This window comes from Sporosarcina sp. Marseille-Q4063 (assembly GCF_018309085.1).
Classification (GTDB): Bacteria; Bacillota; Bacilli; order Bacillales_A; family Planococcaceae; genus Sporosarcina.
Genome location: NZ_CP070502.1, coordinates 1,365,067 through 1,375,738, shown reverse-complemented (window position 1 = coordinate 1,375,738; position 10,672 = coordinate 1,365,067). Strand labels below are relative to the sequence as shown.

The window sequence follows — 10,672 nt, the reverse complement described above, 5'->3', positions numbered from 1 at the left end:
TAAAATGAAGGTCTTAATAAGTGGCGGAGCTGGATTTATAGGGTCTCATGTTACAGAGGAATTACTTGATCATCATTACGATGTCGTTTCAATTGATAATTTGGCGACGGGATCCTCGTCCAATGTTCCGGAAAGTGTGAAATTCTATAATTATGATTTGAATGATCCTGAAATGGAATATGTATTTGAAATAGAAAAACCAGATATTGTTATACATTTAGCAGCACAAGCTTCTGTTACGGCTTCGATGCGAGATCCATATTTAGATTTTCACACGAATACCGCGGGAACCTTAAGGTTATTGCTCCTTTCGAAAAAGTATCAAGTGAAAAAATTTTTGTTTGCTTCAACAGCGGCTGTATATGGGGAACCTTTATACTTTCCAATTGATGAAAAACATAAAACGAATCCGCAATCTTATTATGCACAATCCAAATTTTCAGCGGAAAATTACATCGCTCTTTATGACGTGCTAAACGGTATGGACAGTTGTATTTTAAGGTTCTCCAATGTCTATGGACCAAGACAAAATCCAAATGGAGAAGCCGGAGTTATATCGATATTTATTAATAAGTTGCTAAATGAAGAAGCAGTTTCTATATACGATGGAAGCCAGACTAGAGATTTTATTTATGTGAAAGATGTTGCGAGTGCTTGTCGGCATGCCATAGCAAATGAAAAAAAGGGGATTTATAATGTTAGTTCTGGAACAGAAACAACTATCAATGACTTATTTAATCTTTTAGCAAAGGAGTTTGATAGTCACTTATCACCCTCGTATAAACCGCTAAGGCAGGGAGAAATTGAAAGAAGTGTTTTAGATAATAAAAAAGCAAAGTTTGAACTAGGTTGGAATGCAGAACACTCACTTTTGGAAGGCTTGAAAGAAACCGTGAAGTATTACATGAAAGAGGCAGCTGTTTACGAGTACTAAATAAACTTTAAAAATGGAGGTTGACATGGAGTTATTCATAATTTCGTCGATAGAGCAACTTGAGCAGTATAGAGATGATTGGTCATCCATATTGGAAGAAAATCAAAATACAAACCCATTTATTGAATTCGAATGGATAAATGAATGGTGGAAACATTTAGGGGGAAATAAGCAAATAGAAATCATGGGTATCCGTAAAGATGAAGAAATCATTGCTTTTTTTCCCTTTTTATATGATAAAGGTTTGCTGGGATACAAGTATTTCTTTATGTCGTTTGGTCAAGCGAATTATATGGATGTTGTTGCTTATCACGATATGTTGGATGACTCACTAAAGTTTGTATTAGATGAGATCATCCATGAAAAAAAGAATGTTGTTTTCTATTTGCACGGGCTTTTGGAGAGTAGCATTACACCTGCAAGCTTGGAAATGTATTTGCAAAGTCGCAACTCTAAATTTTCCGTGCATCGCGTTATCACGCCGTATATTGATTTGAAAAAAATTACGTTAGAAGAATATATGGAGAAAAGGCAGAGGCTACATCGGCTTGACCGTAGAGAAAAAAGGTTGCATGAAAATGGAAATGTAGAGTTTTTACGAAGTAGCCCGGAAGAAATGGATTACATTTTCAAACTTCACGACAAGCGCTGGGAAAAAAGACGCGATACCAGTGGGTTTACGAATGAAAAAGAAAAAGAGTTTTACCGCAGTCTTGCGAAAATTACAAGTGGATCGTTGAAGACTCAAATCGATTCTTTGTACATTAATGATACGATGATCGCATTTAATTATGGATTCAATTGTCGAGGAAGGTATCTAGGGTATGTCTTAGGGTACGATGATGATTTTGAAACGTTTAGTCCAGGAAGGATCTTGGAAAAAGAAAAGATATTGCAATGTAAATACGGAAATGAACGCGTGTTTGATTTAAGCATTGGGTATGAGACTTATAAATTTGAATGGAATACACATTTGGATTACACACGAAGAATGATATTTTCGTCAAATACAATCGCAGCAAAAGTGATAAGAAACTGGCTATCAATGAAGGAAACATTTATTGAAAGGATTAAAGAAAATCATAAGTTGGTGCTATTTAAACGAAAAAACATCGGGAAATTGGTGTTTATTATAAAAAACATATTCAAAACAGAGTCTAAAGGAGCCCGTTCTGAAGTCATCGAATTTTTTAAGCGAATTCGAAAATACTTTTATGAAAATGAACGTTATCTTGTCTACAAAATGGAAAAGAAAAATGTTCCGGATTTACCCGATTCCGAGGAATTCATCGAGTTAACAATAAACGATGCAATGAAAAGTTCCGAAATTGTTAGTATTCATATGAAAGATATTTGCAGGAAAATGTACGGCGGCTATAAAGGCTATTACCCAAAAGATAATTTAGCCTATGAAAATATTTTTTGGACAAATGATAAAGTGCTTAGGATTGATAGAATTTCTTATCTGGAACAATTTAAAAAAAGTTCCGTTCACTTTAAAAATTGGAATGAAGGCAACTTATCGGCGATTTGTTCCTCCGTTAAGAAAAACAGTAAAGCACGAACCGTATATGTTGCGATTGAAGAAGGAGCAAAAACTGAAAAGGCTCTCTTGGAAGAAGTAGGGTTTTCAATTAGCAAACATATTTTCAAAAAAACTTATTTCGGGTTTAAAAAATATCACGTTACAGAATGAAAAAGAATCGGGGTGTTTTAAATGATTACAATTGAAAGAAAAATTTTAAACGTAAAGATCCAAAATGTTTACTTTGCTAATGGAGAGTTTGAAAATGATTCAACGGCGCAAGTTAAGGCGTTTTCACACTCATTTGTTCCAAAGAAAAATTTAAGAACATTAGAGACACTTCAGTTTGATTTAACAAAAGATGACAATGAATTATTAATGGCGATGCAAAAAACGACAAGGAGACAAATTAGACGTGCAGAAGAACAAGAGTTAGACCATATTATAATTGAAAATCCAACAGATCACGATTTAGTAGAATTTCAAAATTTTTATAATCAGTTTGCTAAAAATAAAAAAACACATACTTGCAATTCATTTCATATGAAAACGATGAAGCTGCTCCGTGAGAAAAATGCTTTATTGCTAACTTATATAAAAAGTGAAGACCAAGTTTTTTGTTACAGAGTATATATTCTAGATGGTACCTTAGCAATGAATCTATATTCCGCATCTCACTTCCGCATGGCTGATAGTCCGGAGTTGAAAAGATTGCTGGGCCAAGCAAATCGTTATCTTGTGTGGCTATGTATTTTATTTTTGAAAGAAAAAGGATATAAATTATATGATATGGGTGGTCTTAGCTACGATGAAAATATTCGTAGATTCAAACTCGGGTTTGGAGGAGAAATTGTGCCTGTCTATTGGGGGTACGAAGCAAATTCAATCATCGGGGCACTCGTATTACAAATAAGAAATTGGAAAATGGCTTGGGCAACCGCCAGGGAAATCCAATGAGGAATCATGGAACCTTCATCATCTCGCTTGATTTCGAATTAAATTGGGGCGTACACGATGTCTTCACACTCGAACAATATGAAAAGAATTTACTAGGTACACGCGAAGCAATTGATAAAATGCTTGAGCTGTTTGATAATCTTGGAATTCGTGCAACATGGGCAACGGTGGGAATGCTTTTTTTCCGAAATAAAGAGGAACTTATGAACAATCTGCCGTCGAATCTCCCAAGTTATACAAACATGGAATTTTCCCCGTATGGCAAAATAGGGGATATTGGTGAGAATGAAGAAGAAGATCCATTTCACTATGGGCAATCATTGCTTAAGAAGATTAGTCAATATGAAGGGCAAGAAATTTCGACGCATACGTTTTCACATTATTATTGTTTGGAAGAGGGGCAGACGGCAGATCAGTTTGAAGCGGATTTGGTAGCTTCTTTAAAGGTGAGTTCCACATTCGGTCGGCCGGCAAAATCAATTGTGTTTCCAAGAAACCAACTCAATATAGACTACCTTAAAATATGTAAAAAACATGGAATTGAAAGCTTCAGGGGGAATGAAAAAAGCTGGATTTATAAAGAAAGCAAATTTCATAAGGAAAGCCCATTAAAAAGAATGCTTCGATTAGCTGATTGTTACGTGAACATCACAGGGCATAATACGTATCGGCTTAAAAATGCAGGAAAGGCCCCTCTTGTTAATTTAGCATCGAGCAGATTTTTGAGACCCTATGAACCGAAATTGAAAAGTCTTGAAAAACTACGCCTCCGCAGAATTAAAAAAAGTCTTATTCACGCAGCGCAAAACGGGGAAGTATACCATCTGTGGTGGCATCCGCATAATTTCGGTAAAGATATTGAAGAGAATTTGCAATTTTTAACTGAAATCTTAGAATTAGTATTTCGGTTGAATAAGCAATACGGTTTTGAAAGCCTTACGATGGGTGAAGCAACCAAAATAGCTTTTCAATTAAATGAAGAAAAGAGATATGAAAAAATAAGGCCCCAGTCACATTATGAAATGTAACTGGGGTTGTTTCCGCTCTTTTATACTTAAAAACAGGTGAATCTGTCAATGTTGTCTAGGTCAATCCCCGTGTATTCCCATCTTCTCTGTCTGCTACGCCATCTCCAACCCGCAACTGATCTTCGGCCTACGAAATCTGGGAAGAACCAGAACCCTCGTCTTCTTGAAAGCCAGACGAACGTGAAGCGATATAAGCAGCCTCTAATTGCACCAGGATCTACCGCGAACAGTTGAGTGCTAGGATATTCTGGCGTAGTACTTGGTGGCGCTGATCTAGGAGGTTGGGACCTACCTTGTTGTTGTCCAGGTGGAAAATCGGGTCTACCTTGGCCAGGCGGGAATCCAGGTCCTCCTTGCCCAGGTGGAAATCCAGGGAATCCTTGGCCAGGCGGGAATCCAGGAAACCCTTGCCCCGGCGGAAAACCAGGTCTTCCTTGTCCCTGTGAAAATCCAGTCATTCCTTGCCCATATGGGTATCCGGGCATCTCGTATCCGTACCCACCTTGCCCCATTGAATATCCCGGCATCCCATATCCGGGTGAAAATCCATAGCTTCCCTGTTCAAACATATCTTGCCCGTCAAATCCATCAGGCAACCTTGGATACCATTGTTCTGCGCCAAAATCTTCTGAGTCTCTGTTTACCATCGAAATTCTCTCCTTCCAGGCGATTCCCCCTAGTGTATGCGAGAAAAATAATAGCGATTGGACTTTTATTGTTTTTAAAACTTTTTCGGTTTTCGACTATCTAATGTATAAGAGAGGTTGGGGGGGAGAGTTGAAGGCGATGCAAAAATTAGTAGGAGTTCCACGGTAAAGAGAAATACCGTGGAACTTTTTTGTGTTTTAATCTAGGCGATTACTGTGTTTATTGACGGCGACGTCTAGTGTCAAAGTCCTGACTTGCAAGCAAAATCTTTTAAGTGCAAGCAAATGGTCATCGAGTGCAAGGAAACCCTTGGTGAGTGCAAGCAAATCATTCCCAACTGCAAGCAAAGAGTCATAATCTGCAAGCAAATTAATACCGAAGACGCTATAGGTATTTTACTCAAAAACGCTTTACCACGCTGATACAGCGCACTGTTAGCACAGACTAAACTTTCGCAATAATCATTTTAAAAGCGTTTTCATCGTGTAAGATAAAGAGAGAACTGAGTAGGAGGGATTCATAATGGGGAAAGCATCTGAAAAAGTGATTAGGTACCGGGGAACCGAATTGAATACGAAAGGTTGGCAACAAGAAGCTGCTCTTCGCATGTTGATGAATAATTTAGACGAAGAAGTGGCGGAGCATCCGGATGAGCTTGTTGTTTACGGGGGAATTGGAAAAGCGGCACGAAATTGGGAGTCGTTTGACGCGATTGTTCGCTCGCTGAAAGAACTTGAAAATGATGAAACTTTACTTGTGCAATCCGGAAAGCCGGTTGCGATTTTCAAATCACATACAGACGCACCGAAAGTATTAATCGCAAACTCGAATCTCGTTCCAGCGTATGCGAATTGGGAGACATTCCATGAGCTCGATAAAAAGGGCCTAATGATGTACGGACAAATGACTGCGGGAAGCTGGATTTATATCGGCTCTCAAGGGATTGTTCAAGGAACCTATGAAACGTTCGCTGAACTCGCGAAACAACATTTCGGCGATTCGTTGAAAGGAACAATTACGTTAACAGCGGGTCTCGGCGGCATGGGCGGGGCACAACCACTCGCGGTCACGATGGCTGGCGGAGTTTGTATTGGAATAGAAGTTGATGAAACACGAATCGACCGTCGGATTGAAACGCGCTACACAGATGTGAAGACCGACTCTTTAGATGAAGCAATTCATTTCGCGGAAGAAGCTAAGGCTAAAGGGGAAGCGTTGTCGATTGGCCTTTTAGGGAATGCATCAGATATTTTGCCAGAAATGATTGCGCGTGGATTTATTCCAGATGTACTCACAGACCAGACTTCGGCTCATGATCCGTTAAATGGCTATATTCCGTCCGGCATGTCACTTGATGAGGCTGCGAAATTACGCGGAGAAAATCCAGAAGAATATGTCAAGAAATCAAAAGCTTCAATGGCGAGCCACGTTGAATCGTTGCTTGTAATGATGGATCTGGGGGCAATCACATTTGACTACGGCAACAACATCCGCCAAGTCGCAAAAGACGAAGGCGTCACACGTGCATTCGATTTTCCAGGATTCGTTCCTGCGTATATTCGTCCGCAGTTTTGCGAAGGGAAAGGACCGTTTCGTTGGGTAGCGTTATCAGGTGATCCGGAAGATATTTATAAAACGGACGAAGTTATTTTACGTGAATTTAGTGACAACAAGCATTTATGCAACTGGATTCGAATGGCGCAGGATAAAATCGAGTTCCAAGGCCTGCCTTCAAGAATTTGCTGGCTTGGCTACGGGGAACGTGCTCGTTTTGGAAAAATTATCAACGATATGGTTGCTTCGGGTGAATTAAAAGCGCCGATTGTCATCGGACGAGATCATCTTGACTCAGGTTCGGTCGCATCGCCAAACCGTGAAACGGAGTCGATGAAAGATGGATCAGACGCAGTTGCTGATTGGCCGATATTAAATGCAATGATCAACGCAGTTGGCGGCGCGACTTGGGTTTCGGTTCATCACGGCGGCGGAGTCGGCATGGGGTATTCTATTCATGCAGGCATGGTAATCGTTGCGGATGGAACGAAAGAAGCCGAAGCACGAATCGAACGTGTATTGACAACCGACCCGGGTATGGGGATTGTTCGTCATGTCGATGCCGGTTATGATTTGGCAGAAAAAACGGCACGCGAAAAGGGCGTCAACATTCCGATGATGGCTAAAGGAGTTGAGCAAAAATGAAATCAATCGTTTGGATAAAACACGCATCACAACTTGCAACACTTGCTCAAAAATCAAATGGACCGCGAATTAAAGAAGCGATGAATGAATTATCGATTATCGAAGACGGCAGCGTTTGGATAGAAGACGGCATAATAAAAGCAGTCGGGACAACAGCTGACCTTGAAAGACAATTCAATGACCGCGCGCATGAAGCCGATATTACAAACGCAACGGGACATCTCATCACGCCAGGACTCGTCGACCCGCATACGCATGTCGCTTACGGGGGAAGCCGCGAACGTGAATTCGAAATGCGTCTCGAAGGCGCTACGTATATGGACATTATGAATGCGGGCGGCGGAATTCACGCGACAACTCGAATGACGCGAGAAGCGACGGAAGATGAACTTGTCGAGCAATCGAAAAAACGACTGGATTCATTTTTACAACACGGCGTAACGACAGTTGAAGGGAAAAGCGGTTACGGACTCGATTTAGAAAATGAACTAAAACAACTTCGTGTCATGAAACGACTTCAACAGGAACACCCGATAGATCTCGTTCCTACATTTATGGGGGCTCACGCTGTCCCGACAGATTATAAAGGACGCGAAGAAGAATTTGTTGAACTCATTATCGACGAAATGCTTCCAGCCATTGCCGATGAAAAACTGGCTGTCTTCAATGATGTCTTTTGCGAAGTCGGTGTATTTACGCCTGAACAATCGGAACGTATTTTAGAAGCAGGAAAAAAGCACGGTTTAACACCAAAAATTCATGCGGATGAAATCCAGCCATATGGCGGCGCTGAACTGGCTGCAAAAGTGGGCGCGATTTCAGCAGAGCATTTATTAAAAGCATCCGATGAAGGAATAAAAGCGATGGCAGAAGCCGGAACGATTGCATGTTTACTACCGGCAACAGCATTATTTCTACGAGAAGAGGCGGCTCAGGGGCGTAGAATGATTGACGAAGGGGTACCTGTCGCGATTTCGACAGACTGTAATCCGGGATCTTCCCCGACAACATCAATGCCGCTCGTCATGAATTTGGCATGTATTTCAATGAGACTAACACCAGCCGAAGCTTTAACGGCGGCAACCTATAATGCGGCATGCGCAATTCAAATGGAAAATCACACTGGCTCGCTTGAACCAGGAAAGCAAGGCGATATCGTACTATGGAATATTTCAAATTACCAAGAACTGCAATATTTATTCGGCGTCAATCATGTGAAAACCGTCTGGAAAAAAGGCGTAAAAGTAGTTGGCTAATGAATTTAGAATAAAGGGTGGGTTTTCATGATTACATTAACAGGGTCAACACTTAATCTTGAACAATTAAGAGCCGTTTTATATAAAGAATCTGTTGTTTCATTAGACGAAAAAGCGATTGAACGCGTTAAGAAAAGCCGACTTGCAGTTGAGAAAATTGTTTGGGAAGATCGAACCGTTTACGGAATTAATACAGGTTTCGGGAAATTCAGCGATGTCAGCATCGATGAAAAAGATACGAAAGCATTGCAACTTCATCTCATTCGCTCGCATGCTTGCGGAGTAGGGGATTCATTTCCGGAAATCGTTTCTCGCGCAATGGTCGTTTTACGACTAAATGCCTTATTGAAAGGATTTTCAGGAATACGTGCAGAGGTGTTGGAACGTTTCGCATATATGTTGAACCATCAAATCCACCCCGTCATTCCGCAACAAGGTTCGTTGGGGGCGTCGGGTGATTTAGCGCCGCTAGCTCATTTGGCGCTCGTCCTACTTGGAGAAGGCTTCGTTTGGCAAGGAACTGAACATGTTCCAGCAATTGAAATATGGGAAAAGCATGAGTTGGAACCAATTGTGCTAGAAGCGAAAGAAGGGCTTGCGCTTATCAACGGAACGCAAGCAATGACAGCTCAAGGCGTTATTAATTATTTAGAGGCGGAATCACTTGCTGTTGATAGCGAATGGATTGCGGCGATGACAATGGAAGCACTTCACGGGATAACGGATGCCTTCCATCCAGCCATCCACGAAGCGCGCGGGTATCCTGAACAAGTTGATGTAGCAAAGAGAATGCTAGATTTATTGGAAGACAGTCAATTGACGACAGTTCAAGGTGAAATACGTGTGCAAGACGCTTACTCGATTCGGTGTATTCCGCAAGTGCATGGCGCAAGTTGGCAAGTGTTGAATTACGTAAAAGAAAAACTGGAAATCGAAATGAATGCGGCGACGGATAATCCGCTTATTTTCGATGACGGAGATACTGTCGTGTCAGGTGGAAATTTCCATGGGCAACCAATTGCTTTTGCAATGGATTTTCTGAAAATCGGCGTGGCAGAACTCGCAAATATTTCCGAGCGCAGAATTGAACGACTTGTCAACCCACAACTTAATGAAGGATTGCCGCCATTTCTTAGCCCAGAACCGGGTTTACAGTCAGGCGCAATGATTTTACAATATTCCGCGGCAAGCCTGGTTTCGGAAAATAAAACACTCGCTCATCCGGCGTCTGTAGATTCAATTCCATCGTCTGGAAATCAAGAGGACCACGTTTCTATGGGAACGATTGGCGCAAGACACGCCCAGTCAATAATCAAAAACGCCAGAAATGTTCTCGCAATCGAAGCACTTTGCGCATTAACAAGTTGTTCGATTCGGGGTAAAGCGTTAATGGCATCGAAAACACGTACACAGTTTGAAAAATTACTAACTGTCGTCGATCCCATCGATGAAGATCGTATTTTCACACCAGATATCGTTGCGATCGAACAACTACTTCAGAAGAATGCTATGAATTAGGAAAAAGAACTGAAACCAACATCCAGGTTTCAGTTCTTTTTTGAATCCAAATCGAGTCCTCAAACGTATCTGTAGTTGGAGGGAAAGTAATATGTCAAAATGGACGCTTTATCAAGTACTCATTGTTTTAGGATTTTCACTCGCAATTATCGTTATGAATGTATTCGCAGAAACCATAAGCGCACTTTTTACTTTCATTAAATCTTTCATCGAACCAAGTATTCTCATTATTTTCTTCACAGTCATATTAATTGTTTGGGGATTTTCATTCTTATTACTGTTACAAGAGAAGAAGGGAAGGCCACTATTTGTACATAAGATATGGAGAATCATGCCAGCTATTATCGGGGTAATTCTTTTCATTTCGTTTATCGTATTCATAATCCTAGGCGTTACCATTCTTTCACAGGTAACACCGGAAATGCACTGGATTCTTGATTTATCGATTGTTTACTTTTTGGTTTTGATTTATATATTCATTTTGTCTATTATGCTTAGATATGGGAAAGCGGATACTAGAAAAGGAACAATCATTAACTCTGCGCATGTAACTGTGCTTGTTCTATTAGCGATAATATTCATGATTCCAAAACTGTAATGGGGCGTA

Annotated in this window: 9 protein-coding genes; 8 read left to right on the top strand and 1 reads right to left on the bottom strand. The window is 40.7% G+C overall.

Going from position 1 to position 10,672, the window contains the following annotated elements; genetic code table 11:
- The first annotated feature begins 4 nt into the window (after positions 1-4).
- The 4 genes from JSQ81_RS07090 to JSQ81_RS07075 are packed head-to-tail and all read left to right on the top strand — an operon-like array spanning position 5 to position 4,444.
- Entirely contained in the window at positions 5-934 is a 930-nt protein-coding gene (locus JSQ81_RS07090; RefSeq protein WP_212606972.1) for an NAD-dependent epimerase/dehydratase family protein, read from the top strand.
- A 25-nt stretch (positions 935-959) separates the two neighbouring features.
- Positions 960-2,630, top strand: a complete 1,671-nt coding sequence (locus tag JSQ81_RS07085; RefSeq protein ID WP_212606971.1) for a GNAT family N-acetyltransferase — start codon at positions 960-962, stop codon at positions 2,628-2,630.
- Between the two features lie 21 nt (positions 2,631-2,651).
- Complete coding sequence (locus JSQ81_RS07080) at positions 2,652-3,416, top strand: GNAT family N-acetyltransferase (RefSeq protein WP_212606970.1); 765 nt, start codon at positions 2,652-2,654, stop codon at positions 3,414-3,416.
- The gene (locus tag JSQ81_RS07075) at positions 3,413-4,444 is read left to right on the top strand and encodes a polysaccharide deacetylase family protein (RefSeq protein WP_212606969.1); all 1,032 of its coding nucleotides are present in this window, start codon (positions 3,413-3,415) and stop codon (positions 4,442-4,444) included. The genes JSQ81_RS07080 and JSQ81_RS07075 overlap by 4 nt, the downstream gene beginning before the upstream one ends.
- Before the next feature lie 26 nt (positions 4,445-4,470).
- On the opposite strand, the gene JSQ81_RS07070 is transcribed toward JSQ81_RS07075, so the two are convergent.
- Complete coding sequence (locus JSQ81_RS07070; protein WP_371812519.1) at positions 4,471-5,091, bottom strand: hypothetical protein; 621 nt, start codon at positions 5,089-5,091, stop codon at positions 4,471-4,473.
- Between the two features lie 523 nt (positions 5,092-5,614).
- Here JSQ81_RS07070 and hutU point away from each other — a divergent pair.
- From hutU to JSQ81_RS07050, 4 genes are all read left to right on the top strand, one after another.
- The gene (hutU, locus tag JSQ81_RS07065; protein ID WP_212606968.1) at positions 5,615-7,291 is read left to right on the top strand and encodes a urocanate hydratase; all 1,677 of its coding nucleotides are present in this window, start codon (positions 5,615-5,617) and stop codon (positions 7,289-7,291) included.
- Positions 7,288-8,547: an imidazolonepropionase gene (hutI, locus tag JSQ81_RS07060; RefSeq protein WP_212606967.1), complete on the top strand. Its 1,260-nt coding sequence runs from the start codon at positions 7,288-7,290 to the stop codon at positions 8,545-8,547. Before hutU ends, hutI begins: the two co-directional genes overlap by 4 nt.
- A gap of 27 nt (positions 8,548-8,574) precedes the next feature.
- On the top strand, positions 8,575-10,065 hold the full coding sequence (gene hutH, locus JSQ81_RS07055; RefSeq protein WP_212606966.1) for a histidine ammonia-lyase: 1,491 nt from the start codon (positions 8,575-8,577) through the stop codon (positions 10,063-10,065).
- 91 nt (positions 10,066-10,156) lie between these two features.
- Entirely contained in the window at positions 10,157-10,663 is a 507-nt protein-coding gene (locus tag JSQ81_RS07050; RefSeq protein WP_212606965.1) for a hypothetical protein, read from the top strand.
- Positions 10,664-10,672 lie beyond the last annotated feature (9 nt).

Excerpts from the sequence above, each read along its gene's own strand:
- JSQ81_RS07090 (WP_212606972.1), top strand. The coding sequence starts at position 5 with ATGAAGGTCTTAATAAGTGGCGGAGCTGGATTTATAGGGTCTCATGTT.
- JSQ81_RS07085 (WP_212606971.1), top strand. The coding sequence starts at position 960 with ATGGAGTTATTCATAATTTCGTCGATAGAGCAACTTGAGCAGTATAGA.
- JSQ81_RS07080 (WP_212606970.1), top strand. The coding sequence starts at position 2,652 with ATGATTACAATTGAAAGAAAAATTTTAAACGTAAAGATCCAAAATGTT.
- JSQ81_RS07075 (WP_212606969.1), top strand. The coding sequence starts at position 3,413 with ATGAGGAATCATGGAACCTTCATCATCTCGCTTGATTTCGAATTAAAT.
- JSQ81_RS07070 (WP_371812519.1), bottom strand. The coding sequence starts at position 5,091 with ATGGTAAACAGAGACTCAGAAGATTTTGGCGCAGAACAATGGTATCCA.
- hutU (WP_212606968.1), top strand. The coding sequence starts at position 5,615 with ATGGGGAAAGCATCTGAAAAAGTGATTAGGTACCGGGGAACCGAATTG.
- hutI (WP_212606967.1), top strand. The coding sequence starts at position 7,288 with ATGAAATCAATCGTTTGGATAAAACACGCATCACAACTTGCAACACTT.
- hutH (WP_212606966.1), top strand. The coding sequence starts at position 8,575 with ATGATTACATTAACAGGGTCAACACTTAATCTTGAACAATTAAGAGCC.
- JSQ81_RS07050 (WP_212606965.1), top strand. The coding sequence starts at position 10,157 with ATGTCAAAATGGACGCTTTATCAAGTACTCATTGTTTTAGGATTTTCA.